Below are 19,181 nucleotides of genomic sequence, written 5' to 3'. Positions count from 1 at the left end.
TCATGTATAGTATAAAAATGCGTTCTAGCAATCAAGATGTTCATATTAGTGGTGCTGAAACGATTTGTGAGTTTGACAAAATAGAACAGACGGTACAAAGGTTTTATAATAAAGGTTTTTTTCATGAAAATGGGCAACCGGATTTTCTCAATATAAAAATACAAAAAATCATGGAACCGATTCAACAAATAAAAGCATTACAAATTATTGAGGATGATAAAGCAAATCTCCAACATTTAACACAAGAATGTGGTGTAACTGAACAAGCGCTAAATCAAGGGATGACATATATTAAAAATGAAACGGTTTATACAGGAGCTATTATTCTATCTGCTATATCTGGTAAACGTTTAGATTCATTTGGACAAAGGGGGATTAGGGCAACACATTTTTCGTTTGAAGATATAAATAATAAAGGTGATCTTAATGAAAGAGTGACTGATGCCTTAGCAATTGCTAGTTGTATCAATGCGCATCCGTATGTCAAAGGAGAACTTTGCGTGTCCGATGACTTAACGTATACGACAGGTTATTTTGCCTCTGCTAAAATTGGTTACCATCGATTATTTGATATTAAACCAGTTAATACGAGATATGGAGGCAGAATAATATTTGTGGACGATTGTATTGATTTAAATCATTACATATCATTTTTAGAAAGCACACCGAAGCAAGTTGTTTATGAAACGGTATAGGGGTTTTAGTATGACATCAAAAGATATTACTCAAATTAGTGTCATTGCTGCGATTTTAACCATTTTGGCAGTTTTGAAAATACCGTCCATTATACCAGGATTAGATTTTCAATTATCTGCACCGGCAGCATTATTGATATTAGCTTTCTTTGGAATTAAAAAGTACTTTTTAGGTGGATTATTATCTAGCCTATTATTACTAGTATTTGGCGTATTTAATCCAATTAATGTGATTATCTCTATTATATTTAGAGTTATAGCTATTGCAGTTGTTTATTTATTGAAAATAAATGTACTATCATTAGTTTTAGCAAGTGTATTAGGCAGTTTGGTATCTAGGCTACTATTATCTATTATTTTAAATTTACCTGTGTGGGTAGTGTTGTTAAACGCGATTCCAGGCGTAATATTCACTTTAATTGTAGCTATTCCTTTATATCTCACATTGAGAAAAAGAATGGCAGTCTTACTAAGATAATAAATCAAAACACGGTCGTCACAATTACTGTTGGCGACCGTGTTTTACTAGCTATTTATTGTTTTCAGTTTCTTTTGTATCTAACAATTTCACTTTGTGATTTTCCCAATCAATTTCATATGTTGATTTAAATGTTCTAGTTTTAAAGTTTTTATAATTTGCGCCTGCCCAGTAGAAGCCATTCCAACGAATTTGGTATAAATCCATTTCACGTTGATAAGTTACTGTAATTTTAGATTTTTTAGCGCCATCTTGTCTGTGTGATAGTACGCTTAAAAATTCTGGATTGAAGTTACTTCTAGATAATAATGGCATTTGGTGTTGCGCTATGAAGTTTTGGCCAGCGTATGCACTGCTTTGTCTGCCAGCTAAGAAGAGTTCATTACCATATGTTGGGTGGAAGCTATCTCTTCCATAAGGTCCCCAACCATTATTCATAATTTTATGTGCTTCAACTCCCCAGCCAACATTTTTATAATTTGTGTTGCGACTTAATGTTGTTCTGTAACTTTCTTGTTTATAATTAATTGTTTCAGAAAAAGCTGTATTTCCATTAAGTCCACCAGATAAACCATTAGAGATACTAATGTCACCACCAAATGTATAGCCTAAAGTATTTTGAACTTGAAACTCTTCATTTTGATTTTTTGGTGCATAATCAACGACGTTTACTGAATCATTAGATTGTGAGCTTATAGATACATTGTATTTAGCTCCCCAATATAATTTTGAAAAGTCATAGTCATTAGGATTAGGTTTCACAAAGCCTGAGTTAATATTCCCAGTAGCTTTAAGTACTAAAGTATCTTTATCATAACTTTTATCTTTGATGAAATTAAATGTTAAAATCTGTGAAATTTTAAATTTATCAGAATCTGCTGTGGCTGTTGTTTTGTATAAAGTAACTTTGTCATCGACTTTTTTTACGCTGACTGGTGTTATTTTACCTTCAGCATTAGCAGTACCAGAAAGTAATAATAATGCCATAGATGTAGCAACGGATGATTTGACTAATTTATTCATTTTCATATCAATTCTGTCCTTTCACCTTGATTTCATGAGTCTTCCAATTGACCTCGTATTTCACAGTATAGTTTCTATTTACAAATGCATTATGGACTCTATGTCCGTCTAAATAACTGTTGCCATAATGCGTTGATCTTTTAATGGCATGAGTGACATCCATGTTTCTTCCGTAAGTAATTTCAAATTCGCTTGTATCGCTTGAACCTTTTTCATGAGATACTGTGGCGATAAATGAAGGGTTAAATCCACTTTGTACAAGAGGTGGTAACTCACTGTCTGGAACGAAATAATCTCTAGGATCTTTACTATGAGGTTTGTAGCCTACAAATAAATCGCTATCAAAGGCTGATTTTTGACCTGATTCAGTGGCGAATGAATTCGCTTTGACGCCCCATAAAACACTTTTTGAGTTTTGTTGTTCTACTTCACTTACATAATTTTGTTGTGTATAGCTAATCGATTTAGAATAGTTAAATGATCCATTACCACCGAGTGATGGGGCTGATTGGAAATTACCACCGATATTGTATCCTAATGTCTGACTCACGTTTGTAGATTCAATTTTATTTTTAGGTAAATAATTAATTAAAGAAACATATTTATCATTTGTTTTTAAACCAATATTATATTGGAATGGCCATCGCATAGCTTTAACATGATTAGTTTTTTTATAGTTGTAATATGTTGTTCTAGAGCTAATGAATCCTTGCATCTTTAATATCAAAGCATCTTTGTTATATTTTTTATCCTTCACAAAATCAAATTGAATATTTTGAGTCACGCCCCATTTTTTACTTGTTTTATCTTCTGTCCTTTTGATAATTTCTATATCGCTTCCTTTACCGATGTCTTCAGTATCGTTGGCAGCTTTAGCATTTTCTAATAACGGATTGGCAAGAGGGGCAAGTAAGCTCACAGATAAAGTTGTAGTTAATATTTTGTTTTTAAGCATAAGTTTCACTTTCTTTCTATAATTTTATTTAACTTAATTAAATAATAATATATTTTGGGCGTTATTATAATTAACTGTTCATTAACAATTGACCATTATCAACTTTTTTTACAATTAAGTTAAAAATGCCATAATTCCGTTCAATTTAACCTTTTTTGTTTGGAATGCTAAAAGCTAATTTTGTGAGAAATATAGTTAATAAAACCTTGGTATTGTTAACAGTTGTAAACAATTTAAGGTAACCGATTGCACGAATGTCTTGCTTTTATTTTTAATTAATGTTTGTAAAATACAAATTGTTCTTTTTACGATTTTTGATGAATCCATCTAAAAGTTAATTATTTATTAACTTGAGAATATTTATTTAAGCTTTCAACTTAAATGGATTCATTTGTATTATTTGTGTATCTACTATGGTGTGATACTTTGTTCTTATAAAAATCAGTTGTTATTATTAAATTTAATATACGATAAATTAATTTAATGTTATGAGGCTGATTCAATATGTTAAAAAATCCTGAGACAAGTATGAAGTGTCCCAGGATTTTATAAAATGATTGAACTGTTTACTTAGGTGTGATGCTTTTAATTTTTACTTCATGTGTTTTCCAGTTCACTTCATATTTAACTGTAACGTTTCGGTTTTTAAAAGCATCATGTTTTCTATCAACGGCTAAACGATGTCTTGTCACGTAAGCATATGTAGCATCCATGTTTCTACCGTAAGTGATTTCAAACTCGCTTTTATCACCTTTACCTCTTTCGTGTGACAATGTTGTAATAAATGATGGATTAAAGCCACTTTGAATTAAAGGAGGTAATTGATTATCTGGGACGAAATAGTCTCTTGCTGCTGGACCAGTTGGGTCTTGTGCAAATAAGTATTGATCATATGCAGATACTTGACCATTCGGTGTAACGAATGAATTTGCTTTCACTCCCCATTTAACACCTTTAGAGTTCTGACTTTCTACTTCAGTAACATAGTTTTTTGATTATAACTAATTGTTTTAGAGTAGTTGAATGAGCCACTGCCTCCGATTGATGGCGCTGATTGGAAGTTTCCGCCGATATTATAGCCTAATTTCTGACTAACATCTGCTGAATCAATTTTATTTTTAGGAAGATAATTGATTAAATCAACATTAGAGTCTTTCGTTTTCAAACTGATATTATATTGAAATGGCCATATCATTCTTTTAATATATGGATATTTTTTTAAGTCTGAATATGTTGTTCTAGAGCTGATGAAGCCTTGCATCTTAACAACTAGGGCATCTTTGTTATATTTTTTATCTTTTACAAAATCAAATTGAATGTTTTGAGTTATAGCTAATCGTTTGCTAGTAATGTCTTGTGTTCTTTTGATGATTTCTGCACCTTGGCCGATATCTTCTATCTTATTTTCTGCTTTAGAAATTTCTATAAATGGATTGGCTAAAGGGGCTATTAAACCAACTGCTAAAGTTGCTGTTAATATTTTATTTTTAATCATAGAAATCACTTTCTTTCTATTTAATTTTAAGTTCATATATATAATAATCTATTTGTAAGCGTTTTCGAATTAACTGTTCGTTAAAAGTTAATTACTATCAACATGTATTGAAGAGACATTTTTATCATTGTTAAATGATGTTTTTGCATTATGTTATGTTTAAAAGATTTATTGGTCGCAGGCGTTTATATAGCTACATAACTATGTTTTGCAAGTCTTATTCTATTGGATTGTTGTTTAATTATGGTGCTTGTAGTGGAAGAGGAATGGATTGCGCAACAGTTTGTGAAAATTTGAAGTTAATAAAGTTGAGCTGATTCAACTAAATGATGAACTATTCGTTAACGATGTAAGGATTATTTAACAAGTCGCAGATAAAAAAGTGGGCTGACAAATAGCGAAGAAACATTTAATTGATGGATAATGAAAAAAGAACCGTAGATTCGATTGAGAATCTACGGTTCTTTTTAATCACGGTTTATTACGAAAATTATTTAAAAAATGATGTAAAACTAGAGAAGATACTTTTGATTGATTATTTCCAGAATGATTTGAATATGCCTGTTAAAGCGTTTTTGAAAGTTGTTGCTGTTTCTTGAGCTTTAATAGCTGTTTTTACTAATTCTGGTTTTTGGTAAAATGCGTATAACACTTTACCAGTGTTGATTGACTCAGTTACATAGTTTCTTACTTGTGCATATGATTTAGCCAAATTCCCGCTTTCTTTGCTCACTTCAAGAGGTTTAATGTATGAACCATAACCACTACCGATTGTTGTTAAAACTGTTTGGTCAATTAAACCTTTATATTGGTAATATTTATTATAGTAGTACTTTGCTGTATCATATTTTTCTTTATAGCTTTTATAAGTATCTGTTAAATACTTGTAACCATAGTTAAATGAATCTTTTAATGATTGGTAGTAACCTAATAATTTAGATTGAGGAACCTCAACTTTTGGTGATTGGATTTGAGGGACTTCAACTTTTGGTGATTCTGCTTTAGGTTTTTCAATTTGTGGTGATTGAATTTGAGGAGCCTCAACTTTTGGCGCCACTTTCTTTTCAGCATCTTTTTGAGCTACTAATGCGTCTAATTGTTTCTGTAAATGCTCTTTTACATCCATAGGTGCTTTGTTAACTTCACGTTGTGCTAAACGTCTGTTTTCAATTGAATCTTTTACATTTAATTTTGAGATTGCATCATTTGCTGATTTCACACGCTCATCATGACGAACGATTGCTTTTTCAATTGAAACTTTTTCTACAAAGCGGTTATTTTTATCACGTAAATCTTTAGGTAATTTTGAGTTAGCTTCATATGCTGCTGATTTATCGTGTGGTGCTTTGTTATCTTGGAAATCTTTAATTGCTTCATCCGCATTTTCAATATTTTGACGTTCTTTAGCTTTAGAAGATTGTACTGATTCTACCCAAACTTGTTGGCTTCTATCAGGGTTTTCTTTAATTTGTGCAATGTAATTATTTTTTTCTTGTTCAGTTAAGTTATCATTTTTAAGAACATTGTAAAAAGCGTTTTGTTGTGCAACACGTCGGTCTGGGTTCTTGCTGTCTTTAAGTGATTCAGAGAATACTTCTTGTGCACGTTCTGGGTGTTCGCGTAATGTTTTGATGTATTGGTTACGTTGTTCTTCTGTGATACCTTTTAGATGTAATACTTGATAAAAAGCTTTTTGTTGATCTGTTACGTAGTTGTTTTGAGTTGTTTGGTGCTTAGTTGAAGTTTGTTGCGTGTTTTCACTCGCTTTTGCTTCCCCATTTGAAATCATTGTAGCTAACGTAATTGTTGCTGCCCCAACTAGCAACTTCGAGATATATTTATTTTTCATGTGTATTCCCTTTCTTTTTACATATTAAATTTATTGTATGCTTTTAGAATTTATCACATGAGAATACAAATGGAAATTAACTAATTATTAACTAATGTTAACTAATAGATTAACTAGTGTTAACTATGTAAAAAGCGTTTAATTCAGAACATTCAGCGTATTTTAAGTAAGGAAGTACTATATGGAGAAATGCAATAGTTTGCTAATAAATAGAGGAGAAAATTGTCTTTCGAAGAGAGTTTGGTAGAGTAGAAATCTCATTTAATTTGTCACTGATGCACTTTTTCTTCTATATAATTAGGTCACGACATTAGATAGCTTCGCAACTCATGCATAGGGTCCCAACATAGAAACTTTCGAGGCGAAAGTTCACAAACAGGGAGAGTTGGGCGCCTTTCTAGCTCATAAAATTCGCAGAAAATAAAGGAACACATTAGATAGCTTCGCTACTAATGCATTGGGTCCCAACATAGAAACTTTCGAGACGAAAGTTAACAAACAGGGAGAGTTGGGTGCCTTTCTAACAAATAAATTTGAAGAAAGGCTAAAAATTATTTTTAGGGGTTGCGAATGAATAAATTAGTTTAATTTTATAAAAATTTATAAAAATTAAAAACGTTGTAAATTTAAAATAAATCATTCATAATATTGTTACTATACTAATTCAAGGTGGTTCAACGCATGTCTCATAATGAAAATCTTAAATTGGCGCAACGCGGTGCTTATTTGAGTTTAATTGTATATATAATCTTATCTATTGTTAAGTATGTCACGGGTTTTGTCTTTAACTCTGCAGCTGTAAGAGCCGACGCATTAAACAATATGACAGATATTATCGTTTCTTTAGCTGTTATTATTGGATTGAAAATTTCAATTAAACCTGCCGATCGAAATCATCCTTATGGCCATTTGAAGTCTGAAAATATTTCTTCATTATTGGTGTCATTTGTCATTATGTTTGTAGGTATCCAAGTAGTTATTCAAAATGCACCTCGTTTGTTCAAAGAAGATGACGTTGTACCTAACGCAATAACAATTATCGTCAGCTTAATCAGTGGTCTTGTAATGTTGATTGTATTTGCAGTCAATCAAAGACTAGCGAAAAGAACGAAAAGTAGTTCTTTAAATTCGGCTGCCAAAGATAATTTATCAGATAGTTTAGTCAGCATTGGAACAGCGATAGGATTAATTTTTACGCAAATCGGTTTCCCAATTGTCGATATTATTTTAGCAACATTACTAGGCTTACTAATCGTTTATACTGGTTTTGGTATTTTTAAAGAAGCAATTTTTATGTTGAGTGATGGTTTCAATGAAACTGAATTAGAAGCGTATCGCAATGATATTTTAGAAGTTGATGAAGTACAAGAAGTTAAAAGTATTAAAGGGCGTTACCATGGAAGTAGTGTGTTTATTGATGTCACAATTGTTGTAGATGCTAACCTTTCCTTAGTAGAAGCGCATCAAATTTGTGACAATGTCGAACATCATTTGCACAAAAAAGGTATTTCCTCAGTATACGTTCACCCAGAACCAGACCATCTATAATGTATTTAAACGTCTTCATAGATATATAAATATCTGAGGAGGCGTTTTTATTACATTTATTTTTAGGTGCACCTAAAAATATTTTTTAAAACTTAGAAAAATAGCGGATAAAGGTGTATAATATGATTTGTTATTAGGTGGTTATTGATTCATTTATGAATTAAAAAATGAAAATGGGGAATAGGATTTATGTATTTAATGTCTAGTGATAATTGATTTAATCATTGAATTTTAAAACATATTGAAAAGAAAATTACTAAGATTAAATCATCTTAAAATATCCCTGAAATAACGTCCTAAAGATTAAAGGAAAGAGGTTATAAGTTATGCCAAAATTAATTTTATGTCGTCATGGACAAAGCGAGTGGAATGCTAAAAACTTATTTACTGGATGGGAAGATGTTAATTTATCTGAACAAGGTATTAATGAAGCGACTAGAGCAGGTGAAAAAGTAAGAGAAAATAACATCGCCATCGATGTAGCTTTTACATCGTTATTAACACGTGCTTTAGATACAACGCATTATATTTTAACTGAATCTAAACAACAATGGATTCCTGTATATAAAAGCTGGCGTTTAAATGAACGCCACTATGGTGGATTGCAAGGCTTAAATAAAGATGATGCTAGAAAAGAATTTGGAGAAGAACAAGTACATATTTGGCGTCGTTCTTATGATGTGAAACCGCCTGCTGAAACCGAAGAACAACGTGAAGCTTACTTAGCTGATCGTCGATATAATCATTTAGATAAACGTATGATGCCTTATTCTGAAAGTCTGAAAGATACTTTAGTTCGAGTGATACCATTTTGGACAGATCATATTTCACAATATTTGCTAGATGGTCAAACGGTATTAGTTTCTGCACACGGAAATTCAATTCGCGCATTGATTAAATATCTTGAAGATGTGTCAGATGAAGATATCATTAATTATGAAATTAAAACAGGTGCACCGCTTGTTTATGAATTAACGGATGATTTAGAAGTTATAGATAAATACTACTTATAAAAAAAGAGCTGCATGTACACAAGGAGTGAGTGTATATGCAGCTCTTAAATATGTGAAGTAATGTAAGGAAATAGTTAAGTATAGAGTTTATATTAACGAGCTAGGGATACTCGAAAATATAGTTAGACATACAATATAGTCAAATTAAAACAATTATTTCGCTCTTTTATGTTGCTTAATAATCTTTAAAGCACGCTTTCTTGTTTTAATGTTAGGGCTATTTAAATTACGACGAGCAGTCTGTAAATCTAATTTCATCTCTATCCCTCCTTGTAAATATATTATGACCGATAACTACTCATATGTAAATAGTAATGATTACGTTTTAAAGAAATTGTAATAAAGTCGTGCTAATTTTTTTGAAAATGGGTATAATTACCGGATATCTAAAAATGAGTGTCGTTTTTTAGATGGTGAGGGGGGAAGCTTTAAATGTCGAAGAAACAAAAATTAACGATGATTATTACTATGCTGATGGGTGGATTTTTTGGATTATTAAATGAAACACTATTAGTGACGGCTTTACCAAGTATTATGAAAGACTTTGAAATTTCATATACACAAGTTCAATGGCTGACAACAGCTTTTTTATTGACTAATGGGATTGTTATTCCTTTGTCCGCGCTTGTTATACAACGTTATACAACAAGACAAGTGTTTTTAGTGGGTATTTCTATCTTTTTCTTAGGTACATTACTCGGCGGCTTGAGTCCGCACTTTGCAACATTATTAGTTGCTAGAATTATTCAGGCGTTAGGCGCAGGTATTATGATGCCATTGATGATGACAACGATTTTGGATGTTTTCCAACCGCATGAACGCGGTAAATATATGGGGATATTTGGTTTGGTAATTGGTTTAGCACCAGCTATTGGACCTACTCTTTCAGGTTACCTTGTTGAATATTTTAACTGGAGATCGCTTTTCCATGTTGTCGCTCCAATTGCAGCTGTTACATTTTTAATTGGATTTAAAACGATAAAAAATGTTGGAACTACAATTAAAGTACCTATTGATTTTATTTCTGTCATTTTTTCTGTACTAGGTTTCGGCGGGTTATTGTATGGAACGAGTTCAATTTCAGAAAAAGGTTTTGATAATCCTATCGTATTAGTATCTATGATTGGAGGCGTTGTTTTAGTCGCATTATTTGTATTACGTCAATATCGGCTATCAACACCATTATTAAATTTTGCTGTATTTAAAAATAAACAATTTACAGTTGGTATCATTATTATGGGTGTCACAATGGTATCGATGATTGGTTCGGAAACGATTTTACCTATCTTTGTGCAAAATTTATTGCATCGTTCAGCTTTAGATTCTGGGTTAACTTTATTACCAGGAGCAATTGTTATGGCATTTATGTCGATGACTTCGGGTGCTTTATATGAAAAGTTTGGTCCAAGAAAATTGGCTTTAGTCGGTATGGCGATTGTTGTTATTACTACGGCTTATTTTGTTGTAATGGATGAACAAACATCAACAATCATGTTGGCAACAGTTTATGCGATTCGAATGGTTGGTATCGCGTTAGGATTAATTCCAGTAATGACCCATACGATGAATCAATTAAAGCCAGAAATGAATGCACATGGTTCATCTATGACAAACACAGTACAACAAATTGCTGGTTCTATCGGAACAGCTGCATTAATTACTATTTTATCCCATGCAAGCAAAAACTTTTCTCCAACTATGTCAGACTATAATGGCATGAACAAAATTGATATGATGAATCAAATTAAAGTTGATACGATGTTGCATGGTTATCACGCTGGATTTTTATTTGCATTATTGATTACAGTTGTTAGTTTCTTTTGTTCATTTATGTTACAAGGTAAGAAAAAAGAAGTTGATTCTCGTCAATAAATATAAGTTGCTAGCTATATAAAGCTTTTTAGCAAAAGTTCAACATATTGACTTATCCGGCATTTCAGATTAAAATATTTTTATTCCGATTAGAATAATAAGAATAAGGAGATATATTCTATGAAAAGACTTTTATTTGTGATGATAGCTTTCGTTTTCATATTGGCTGCATGCGGAAACAATTCGTCGAAAGACAAGGAAGCTAGTAAAGATAGCAAGACAATTAATGTTGGGACTGAGGGGACTTATGCACCATTTAGTTTCCACGATAAAGATGGTAAATTAACTGGTTACGATATTGATGTTATTAAAGCAGTGGCTAAAGAAGAAGGTTTAAAACTTAAATTTAATGAAACTTCTTGGGATTCTATGTTTGCAGGTTTAGACGCAGGGCGTTTTGATGTAATCGCGAACCAAGTAGGTATTAATCCTGATAGAGAAAAGAAATATAAATTTTCTAAGCCTTACACATTCTCAAGTGCTGTTTTAGTTATTCGTGAAAATGAAAAAGATATTAAAGATTTTGATGATGTTAAAGGTAAGAAGTTAGCACAAACATTCACATCTAATTATGGTAAATTAGCTAAGGATAAAGGTGCTGATATTACAAAAGTTGATGGCTTTAACCAATCAATGGATTTATTATTGTCTAAGCGTGTTGATGGTACATTTAATGATAGTCTGTCATACTTGGATTATAAAAAACAAAAACCTAATGCTAAGATCAAAGCAATCAAAGGTAATGCTGAACAAAGTAGATCTGCATTTGCATTTTCTAAAAAAGCAGATGATGAAACAGTTCAAAAATTCAATGATGGCTTGAAAAAAATCGAGGAAAACGGTGAATTAGCTAAAATAGGTAAGAAATGGTTTGGTCAAGATGTTTCTAAATCTAAATAGCGAACAACAACATGCGCTAGATGCTGCAAAACAAGCTTTCGGACCTATGCTAGAAGGTTTGGTCAAATATTCAATTCCTATTACATTAGTTACATTTGTTTTAGGATTGATTATTGCATTATTTACAGCATTAATGCGAATTTCAACGAGTAAAATTTTAAGAAGTATTTCACGTGTCTATGTATCTATTATTCGAGGAACACCAATGATAGTACAACTATTTATCATATTTTATGGTATTCCAGAATTAGGTAGATTATTAACAAATGACGCTGACAACCAATGGACATTGGCACCTGTAGTGGCTGCTATTATTGGTTTATCATTAAATGTAGGTGCGTATGCTTCGGAAATTATTCGTGGCGGTATTATTTCTATACCGAAAGGACAAACAGAAGCTGCATATTCCATCGGTATGACGTATGGTCAAACGATACAACGTATCATTTTACCGCAGGCAATTCGAGTGTCGATTCCTGCACTAGGTAATACATTTTTAAGTTTAATCAAAGATACATCATTATTAGGATTTATTTTAGTGGCTGAAATGTTTAGAAAAGCTCAAGAAGTTGCGTCTACAACATATGAATATTTAACAATTTATGTGTTAGTTGCGCTAATGTACTGGGTGGTATGCTTTATTATTTCAATTATCCAAGGTATCTATGAATCTTATATTGAAAGAGGGTATCGCTCATGATTCAATTGAACAATATCTATAAATCATTTAATGATGTTGAAGTCATCAAAGGTATTGATTTATCTGTTGAACAAGGTGAGGTTGTAACCTTAATCGGTCGATCTGGTTCAGGTAAAACAACATTGTTACGTATGATTAATGCATTAGAAATTCCAACTGAAGGTACAGTTTATGTTAACGGCAAAACATATACATCTAAAGATAAAAAATCACAAATAGAAGTTCGTAAACAGTCTGGTATGGTATTTCAAAGTTATAACCTTTTTCCGCATAAGACGGCATTAGAAAATGTAATGGAAGGTCTTATCACAGTTAAAAAGTTGAAAAAGGATGAGGCACGTGGGAAATCACTTGAGTTACTTGAGAAAGTTGGTTTAACACATGTCAAAGATCAACGTCCACATGCATTATCAGGTGGTCAACAACAACGTGTTGCTATTGCAAGAGCACTAGCAATGAACCCTAAAGTGATGTTGTTTGATGAACCAACATCTGCACTTGATCCTGAACTTGTGAATGATGTTTTAAAGGTTATTAAAGATTTGGCTAATGAAGGCATGACAATGGTCATTGTGACACATGAAATGCGTTTTGCTAAAGAAGTATCTAATAACATTGTATTTATTCATGAAGGCATGATCGGAGAACAAGGGGCACCAGAAGAGATGTTCAATCGTCCGAAAACAGAAGAATTAAGACGTTTCTTAAATGTTATAAATGAAGAATAATCAAATAGAACCACGTATCATGTTTTAGTATGGCGATGAAGCCATATACATGATGCGTGGTTCTTTGTTATGTTGTCATAATCTTGGAGCGATATTTTAACGACGTTTATGATTTAAGTACGTTTGTACCTTATATAGTAATGGTTTGATAGGCTTAATAAAGTCACCGATATACTCTTCTACATGTGCGTTAAAACCTTTTTTGAATTGTTGGACGCCATAGTCTTCTGATGACTCTGAAAAGTCACCGGTAATACCATAAAAATTATAGCGATCAATATGATGCGCTTTAGCAAACTTAATCATTTCCCACTGCAAATGGTAGGCACCCATATAAGCATTATATTTAGGGTTTGAACCACTAGATAAGTAATAAACTTCATGCTCATTGTAGATAAATAAAGCAGAAGCTAAGTTTAAGACTGCACCATCTTGTTCAATTTGTTCTATTGTATTGTCGATTTTACGCTTATTGCTATTTAGCTGTTGTTCTAGCTGTGTGCGTTTCGTTTTATTTTTCTTTGAATTAGGACTTTCTTCCAATGCTTCTTCAACACCTGAGAGTTCAGCTGTTAATTGTTGTTGCTTTAATTGTAACGTTTTTAAATACTCGTTTAAATCAATATACGCCAACTTTAACATGGCGTGGTCATCGTATAACTTTTGCATTTCTTCAAAGTATGGTAACTCACGGAATTTGAAACCATGCTTTTCCTCAGCCATATGGAATAAGTCGAAAAAAGTTTGCGTTTCATCAATCGTTAACGTTTTAGTTTTGACACCAATATCATATGTTTTTTTAATATTACGTCTCGTTTGATAATCCATTTCTTTTAAAAGTTGGTCTTCAGTCTTATCTTTTAAATCTAACACTGACAGCCAACGGATTTGGCTCATTGAATCATAACCTACAGGGAAACCTTGGTGTTTATAACCTAATTTATCCATTGTTCTAACAAATGCTCGGTTATCATAAGATTTAACAATTTCACCGTCTGCATTGCGTAAATTTTCAATTAAATATGGATCTACAAGGACATATAAACAATTGTGTTTCTTTAAATATGACGTTAATGCTTTAAAGAAAAATGCTACTAATGATTGATTTGTATAATCCATCACTGGCCCGCGATGTGTATAAAAATATTTGAAAAATTTAAGTGTGCGTGCTTCTGTCAATAAGCATCCTGCAATCACTTGACCATTGTCATCTTTAACCCCTACAAGATGCACATCGCCTTTTAAATCAACTCTATGATTGTAATGAATAGCTGATTGTGTGTAATGTGAAAAATGCTTTGTTGTAAACGCATTGAACTCATCCGAAGTCAACGTTACAAAGTTCATTTTATCCCATCCCTCTCTGAATTGAACTGTAATTTTTGAATTTATTAATAATGCTATTTTTTTATTTTATCAAAAACTGATTACAAATACACATAGAAAATGAAATATATTTTTCTTTGACTATACATAACTGTTATTTCTTTGGATATTTATATTAAATGCATTGGTAGTAGTTGTAGCGCATTAATGTTTGACGGTGTATAGTATTAATTATATTGAAAGTTAGTTGGAAGTTGATAGTAGGAGTGGGAGCATTGAAGCGATTTGTGGCGACGGTATTATTATTACTAGTCTTTATATCAGGATGTGGTAATGATAAATATGTGAAAGAAATAGATGAAGCAGTTAAAATTCAAAATCAAAAACAAGAACAACTTGCCAAAAAAGGCAACGGTGATCGTGTTGATCATTTTGAACGCAAAGATGCTAATATTTATGTCTATGATAAGGATAAAATTATCATTTTAGCTTATAAACCTTTGAGTAATGATGATGAAGTGCATTATTATGCATATGATTTTAGTGATAAACGTGTATCATATAAGCAAGATTTTGATTCGAGACGATATTATCAACAACATGATGCGGATTATCATGAAGAAAATATGACGAACTAGATATGAATAGGAGTTATTATGACTAAAAAATTACTAACATTATTTATAGTGAGCATGTTAATTTTAACAGCTTGCGGTAAAAAAGAATCAGCAACGACATCTTCGAAAAACGGCAAACCATTAGTTGTCGTATATGGCGACTATAAATGTCCTTATTGTAAAGAATTAGATGAAAAAGTCATGCCAAAGTTGCGTAAAAATTATATAGATAATCACAAAGTGGAATACCAATTTGTCAATTTAGCTTTCTTAGGTAAAGACTCAATTGTTGGTTCGCGTGCGAGTCATGCAGTATTGATGTATGCACTTAAATCATTTTTAGATTTTCAAAAGCAATTATTTGCTGCCCAGCAAGATGAAAATAAAGAATGGTTAACAAAAGAACTATTAGATAAACATATTAAACAACTGCATTTAGATAAAGAGACGGAAAATAAAATTATAAAAGATTACAAGACAAAAGATAGCAAGTCTTGGAAAGCTGCAGAGAAAGATAAAAAAATAGCGAAAGATAATCATATAAAAACGACACCAACTGCATTTATTAATGGCGAGAAAGTTGAAGATCCATATGATTATGAAAGTTATGAGAAGTTATTAAAAGATAAAATCAAATAGTCTTAATTGTTGAGATCAGTAAGTGATACCAATTTATTAGGACAATACGAAAAGGCAATTTCTATTAGCGATATGATAGAGATTGTCTTTTTAATGTATGAAGTCTAAATAGGTGGAAATTATCATGTAAACATTGTTTAGTAGGGAATCAGTACAGGATAGGTATTGATTCTTCCCCGTGCGAAATCTTGATTAGTAGTTTTTTTCTGTGTCGCTTGTTTTATTGTACAGATATTTGTACAATTGAGGTGTGTTAAAAGGAGGCGATAAATATGATTATTAAAAATTATTCATACGCTCGACAGAATTTAAAGGCACTTATGACAAAAGTAAATGATGATAGTGATATGGTAACTGTAACATCTACTGATGATAAAAACGTAGTAATCATGTCAGAATCAGATTATAACTCCATGATGGAAACACTTTACCTCCAACAGAACCCAAATAATGCTGAACACTTAGCTCAATCAATTGCAGATCTAGAACGTGGGAAAACTATAACGAAAGATATAGATGTATAATGGCTAGGTTAAATATTACGTTTTCGCCTCAAGCCTTTGAAGATTATAAGTATTTTCAGCAGAACGATAAAAAAATGGTGAAGAAGATTAATGAGTTACTTAAAAGTATTGACAGAAATGGTGCATTGGAAGGTATAGGTAAGCCTGAAAAGTTAAAATCGAATCTGACTGGGTATTATAGTAGACGTATCAATCACGAACATAGATTGGTTTATACAGTAGATGACAATCATATAAAAATAGCATCATGTAAATACCATTATTAAATCTAAAAGTCACACTATAAAAATAGGGTAAGTTATTTTAGGACAATATGAAAAGGCAATTTCTATTAGCAATATGATAGAGATTGTCTTTTTTTCTTATATTATGACGTTCGTAAATACTATAAAGTTTTCTGTATCATATTTGTACAATAGTCATGTATTAGATAAAACGAAAAGTGGTAAATACCTAAAGTATGATTCGACTTTATATTATTTATAAAAACAGTGCTTGTATTTTAAGTAGCATGAGTATATAATTTTAAAACGTAAAGATTACTATTTAGGAGGGTGACTATGAAAAAGAAATTAGGTATGTTACTTCTTGTACCAGCCGTAACTTTATCATTAGCCGCATGTGGGAATGATGATGGAAAAGATAAAGATGGCAAGGTAACAATTAAAACGACAGTTTATCCATTGCAATCATTTGCAGAGCAAATTGGTGGAAAACACGTGAAGGTATCATCAATCTATCCAGCAGGGACAGATTTACATAGCTATGAACCAACACAAAAAGATATATTAAGTGCAAGCAAGTCAGACTTGTTTATGTATACAGGGGATAATTTAGATCCGGTTGCTAAGAAAGTTGCATCTACTATCAAAGATAAAGATAAAAAACTGTCTTTAGAGGATAAATTAGATAAAGCAAAGCTTTTAACTGATCAACACGAGCATGGTGAAGAGCATGAACATGAGGGACATGATCATGAGAAAGAAGAACATCATCATCATCATGGTGGATATGATCCACACGTATGGTTAGATCCTAAAATTAACCAAACTTTCGCTAAAGAAATTAAAGATGAATTAGTGAAAAAAGATCCAAAACATAAAGATGACTATGAGAAAAACTACAAAAAATTAAACGACGATCTTAAGAAAATTGATAACGATATGAAGCAAGTTACAAAAGATAAGCAAGGTAATGCAGTATTCATTTCACATGAATCAATTGGATACTTAGCTGATCGTTATGGTTTTGTTCAAAAAGGTATTCAAAACATGAATGCTGAAGATCCATCACAAAAAGAATTAACTAAAATTGTTAAAGAAATTAGAGATAGCAATGCTAAATATATTCTTTACGAAGATAATGTTGCGAATAAAGTGACTGAAACAATTCGTAAAGAAACAGATGCGAAGCCTTTAAAATTCTACAACATGGAGTCTTTAAATAAAGAACAACAGAAAAAAGATAATATTACGTATCAATCATTAATGAAATCTAATATTGAAAATATCGGTAAAGCTTTAGACAGTGGTGTTAAAGTGAAAGACGACAAAGCTGAAAGTAAACATGACAAAGCAATTTCTGATGGGTATTTTAAAGATGAGCAAGTTAAAGACCGTGAATTAAGCGATTATGCTGGTGAATGGCAATCTGTTTACCCTTACTTAAAAGACGGTACGCTTGATGAAGTGATGGAACATAAAGCTGAAAATGATCCGAAGAAATCTGCTAAAGATTTAAAAGCTTATTATGACAAAGGATATAAAACTGATATTACTAACATTGATATAAAAGGAAATGAAATTACATTTACTAAAGATGGTAAGAAACACACTGGTAAATATGAATACAATGGTAAGAAAACATTGAAATATCCTAAAGGTAACCGTGGCGTGAGATTTATGTTTAAATTGGTCGATGGTAATGATAAAGACTTACCGAAATTCATCCAATTTAGCGATCACAACATTGCACCTAAAAAGGCAGAACACTTCCATATCTTTATGGGTAATGATAATGACGCGTTATTAAAAGAAATGGATAACTGGCCAACATATTATCCTTCAAAATTAAATAAAGACCAAATCAAAGAAGAAATGTTAGCGCATTAATTCAACAGGTTTGCACACTCTACTCAACTGTTAATAGCTGAATAGAGTGTGTTTTTTATTTCGTAGTTATCAATTTCAACAGAGGGAATGATTAATATTACTATAGTTTATAACAAATGATTTGGTAACATATGTTACTCAATGCATGTTAAGATGAGTAAATATAAAAGATAGGGAGTGGGAAGATGACGATTAAAGTTGAAGATAATAAAATTATTTTTTCAAGAACGATAGAAGCACCGATTGAAAAGGTGTTTGATGCCTATACGACAAAAGCATTATTTGAAAAATGGTTTCATCCAAAAGACGCTAGTACCAAAGTGTTTCGCTTTAATGCTGTTTCAGGCGGTGATGCATTTTATGCGATTAAAACACCTACAATGACCAGCTATACATTAGCAGAATATAAAACGGTTAAGCGTCCATATTTAATTGAATATATTGACTCATTTGCGACACCTCAAGGTGCAAAAGATACAAAAATGCCAAGCATGAAAATTACTTTGTCATTTTCCAAGAGCAATACAACGAAAACGACAGTGACATCAACATCGGTATTTCCAACAAAAGAAGCCGCTCAACAAGTCATAAACATGGGTGTTGAACAAGGTATGAATCAAACTTTAGATCAACTTGATGCTTTATTGAAATAAAGTTGTTGAAAATATGTAAAAACTTTTTTGTTTCATTCGGTTTATAATAATCTTG

Annotated in this window: 20 protein-coding genes and 3 pseudogenes; 17 read left to right on the top strand and 6 right to left on the bottom strand. The window is 31.8% G+C overall.

Annotated elements, in window-relative coordinates; genetic code table 11:
- Window positions 1-2 precede the first annotated feature (2 nt).
- Both HMPREF3247_RS04420 and HMPREF3247_RS04415 read left to right on the top strand, forming a co-directional pair.
- A complete protein-coding gene (locus HMPREF3247_RS04420; protein WP_000286877.1) occupies window positions 3-695 on the top strand; it encodes a 6-carboxyhexanoate--CoA ligase in 693 nt (230 codons plus the stop codon).
- 10 nt (window positions 696-705) lie between these two features.
- Entirely contained in the window at window positions 706-1,173 is a 468-nt protein-coding gene (locus tag HMPREF3247_RS04415) for a QueT transporter family protein (protein WP_000200948.1), read from the top strand.
- A gap of 51 nt (window positions 1,174-1,224) precedes the next feature.
- On the opposite strand, the gene hlgB is transcribed toward HMPREF3247_RS04415, so the two are convergent.
- The 4 genes and pseudogenes from hlgB to sbi all read right to left on the bottom strand — a co-directional run bounded on the left by hlgB (window position 1,225) and on the right by sbi (window position 6,495).
- Window positions 1,225-2,202 carry a bi-component gamma-hemolysin HlgAB/HlgCB subunit B gene (gene hlgB, locus HMPREF3247_RS04410; RefSeq protein WP_000783428.1) on the bottom strand — a complete coding sequence of 326 codons (978 nt, stop codon included), beginning with the start codon at window positions 2,200-2,202 and terminating at the stop codon, window positions 1,225-1,227.
- Between the two features lies 1 nt (window position 2,203).
- A complete protein-coding gene (gene hlgC, locus HMPREF3247_RS04405) occupies window positions 2,204-3,151 on the bottom strand; it encodes a bi-component gamma-hemolysin HlgCB subunit C (protein ID WP_070866192.1) in 948 nt (315 codons plus the stop codon).
- Window positions 3,152-3,717: 566 nt separating this feature from the next.
- Window positions 3,718-4,646, bottom strand: a pseudogene (gene hlgA, locus HMPREF3247_RS04400) (bi-component gamma-hemolysin HlgAB subunit A).
- 535 nt (window positions 4,647-5,181) lie between these two features.
- Entirely contained in the window at window positions 5,182-6,495 is a 1,314-nt protein-coding gene (gene sbi / locus HMPREF3247_RS04390; RefSeq protein WP_000792553.1) for an immunoglobulin-binding protein Sbi, read from the bottom strand.
- Between the two features lie 94 nt (window positions 6,496-6,589).
- Between sbi and HMPREF3247_RS04385 the strand changes: the two are divergent.
- From HMPREF3247_RS04385 to HMPREF3247_RS04375, 3 genes and pseudogenes are all read left to right on the top strand, one after another.
- Window positions 6,590-6,693 (top strand): annotated as a pseudogene (locus tag HMPREF3247_RS04385) (hypothetical protein).
- 483 nt (window positions 6,694-7,176) lie between these two features.
- Window positions 7,177-8,043 carry a cation diffusion facilitator family transporter gene (locus tag HMPREF3247_RS04380; protein WP_000019127.1) on the top strand — a complete coding sequence of 289 codons (867 nt, stop codon included), beginning with the start codon at window positions 7,177-7,179 and terminating at the stop codon, window positions 8,041-8,043.
- Between the two features lie 326 nt (window positions 8,044-8,369).
- Window positions 8,370-9,056, top strand: a complete 687-nt coding sequence (locus tag HMPREF3247_RS04375; RefSeq protein WP_001125208.1) for a 2,3-diphosphoglycerate-dependent phosphoglycerate mutase — start codon at window positions 8,370-8,372, stop codon at window positions 9,054-9,056.
- Window positions 9,057-9,209: 153 nt separating this feature from the next.
- On the opposite strand, the gene HMPREF3247_RS04370 is transcribed toward HMPREF3247_RS04375, so the two are convergent.
- The gene (locus HMPREF3247_RS04370) at window positions 9,210-9,314 is read right to left on the bottom strand and encodes a putative metal homeostasis protein (RefSeq protein ID WP_000762708.1); all 105 of its coding nucleotides are present in this window, start codon (window positions 9,312-9,314) and stop codon (window positions 9,210-9,212) included.
- A gap of 174 nt (window positions 9,315-9,488) precedes the next feature.
- Here HMPREF3247_RS04370 and mdeA point away from each other — a divergent pair, with 174 nt between their 5' ends.
- From mdeA to HMPREF3247_RS04350, 4 genes are all read left to right on the top strand, one after another.
- A complete protein-coding gene (gene mdeA, locus HMPREF3247_RS04365) occupies window positions 9,489-10,928 on the top strand; it encodes a multidrug efflux MFS transporter MdeA (RefSeq protein WP_000038960.1) in 1,440 nt (479 codons plus the stop codon).
- Window positions 10,929-11,048: 120 nt separating this feature from the next.
- Window positions 11,049-11,828, top strand: coding sequence for a transporter substrate-binding domain-containing protein (locus HMPREF3247_RS04360; protein ID WP_000825929.1), 780 nt, complete (start codon window positions 11,049-11,051; stop codon window positions 11,826-11,828).
- Window positions 11,809-12,528, top strand: coding sequence for an amino acid ABC transporter permease (locus HMPREF3247_RS04355; RefSeq protein WP_000479576.1), 720 nt, complete (start codon window positions 11,809-11,811; stop codon window positions 12,526-12,528). The genes HMPREF3247_RS04360 and HMPREF3247_RS04355 overlap by 20 nt, the downstream gene beginning before the upstream one ends.
- Entirely contained in the window at window positions 12,525-13,256 is a 732-nt protein-coding gene (locus HMPREF3247_RS04350) for an amino acid ABC transporter ATP-binding protein (protein WP_000615470.1), read from the top strand. Before HMPREF3247_RS04355 ends, HMPREF3247_RS04350 begins: the two co-directional genes overlap by 4 nt.
- A 96-nt stretch (window positions 13,257-13,352) precedes the next feature.
- Here the strand turns inward: HMPREF3247_RS04350 and fmhA are convergent, their stop codons facing one another.
- Window positions 13,353-14,603, bottom strand: a complete 1,251-nt coding sequence (gene fmhA / locus HMPREF3247_RS04345) for a FemA/FemB family glycyltransferase FmhA (RefSeq protein WP_001012222.1) — start codon at window positions 14,601-14,603, stop codon at window positions 13,353-13,355.
- A 254-nt stretch (window positions 14,604-14,857) separates the two neighbouring features.
- On the opposite strand from fmhA, the gene HMPREF3247_RS04340 reads away from it, so the two are divergent.
- The 8 genes and pseudogenes from HMPREF3247_RS04340 to HMPREF3247_RS04310 all read left to right on the top strand — a co-directional run bounded on the left by HMPREF3247_RS04340 (window position 14,858) and on the right by HMPREF3247_RS04310 (window position 19,126).
- Window positions 14,858-15,220, top strand: coding sequence for a DUF4467 domain-containing protein (locus HMPREF3247_RS04340; protein ID WP_000819843.1), 363 nt, complete (start codon window positions 14,858-14,860; stop codon window positions 15,218-15,220).
- An 18-nt stretch (window positions 15,221-15,238) separates the two neighbouring features.
- Complete coding sequence (locus HMPREF3247_RS04335; RefSeq protein WP_070866191.1) at window positions 15,239-15,838, top strand: DsbA family protein; 600 nt, start codon at window positions 15,239-15,241, stop codon at window positions 15,836-15,838.
- Between the two features lie 6 nt (window positions 15,839-15,844).
- The gene (locus HMPREF3247_RS04330; RefSeq protein ID WP_001791744.1) at window positions 15,845-15,946 is read left to right on the top strand and encodes a hypothetical protein; all 102 of its coding nucleotides are present in this window, start codon (window positions 15,845-15,847) and stop codon (window positions 15,944-15,946) included.
- Window positions 15,947-16,110: 164 nt separating this feature from the next.
- Window positions 16,111-16,362: a type II toxin-antitoxin system Phd/YefM family antitoxin gene (locus HMPREF3247_RS04325; protein WP_000584499.1), complete on the top strand. Its 252-nt coding sequence runs from the start codon at window positions 16,111-16,113 to the stop codon at window positions 16,360-16,362.
- The gene (locus tag HMPREF3247_RS04320; protein WP_000113262.1) at window positions 16,362-16,628 is read left to right on the top strand and encodes a Txe/YoeB family addiction module toxin; all 267 of its coding nucleotides are present in this window, start codon (window positions 16,362-16,364) and stop codon (window positions 16,626-16,628) included. The genes HMPREF3247_RS04325 and HMPREF3247_RS04320 overlap by 1 nt, the downstream gene beginning before the upstream one ends.
- A 34-nt stretch (window positions 16,629-16,662) precedes the next feature.
- Window positions 16,663-16,728 (top strand): annotated as a pseudogene (locus tag HMPREF3247_RS14700) (hypothetical protein); the annotation flags it as partial.
- Between the two features lie 194 nt (window positions 16,729-16,922).
- Window positions 16,923-18,473 carry a zinc ABC transporter substrate-binding lipoprotein AdcA gene (gene adcA, locus HMPREF3247_RS04315; RefSeq protein WP_000727763.1) on the top strand — a complete coding sequence of 517 codons (1,551 nt, stop codon included), beginning with the start codon at window positions 16,923-16,925 and terminating at the stop codon, window positions 18,471-18,473.
- Window positions 18,474-18,658: 185 nt separating this feature from the next.
- Window positions 18,659-19,126, top strand: coding sequence for an SRPBCC family protein (locus HMPREF3247_RS04310; RefSeq protein WP_000153344.1), 468 nt, complete (start codon window positions 18,659-18,661; stop codon window positions 19,124-19,126).
- The last annotated feature ends 55 nt before the right edge of the window (window positions 19,127-19,181 follow it).

It is taken from the genome of Staphylococcus sp. HMSC36A10 (assembly GCF_001838845.1).
In the GTDB taxonomy this organism is placed as follows: Bacteria; Bacillota; Bacilli; order Staphylococcales; family Staphylococcaceae; genus Staphylococcus; species Staphylococcus aureus.
The sequence above is the reverse complement of the archived record's forward strand: the minus strand, read 5'-3'. Positions and strand labels throughout refer to the sequence as shown.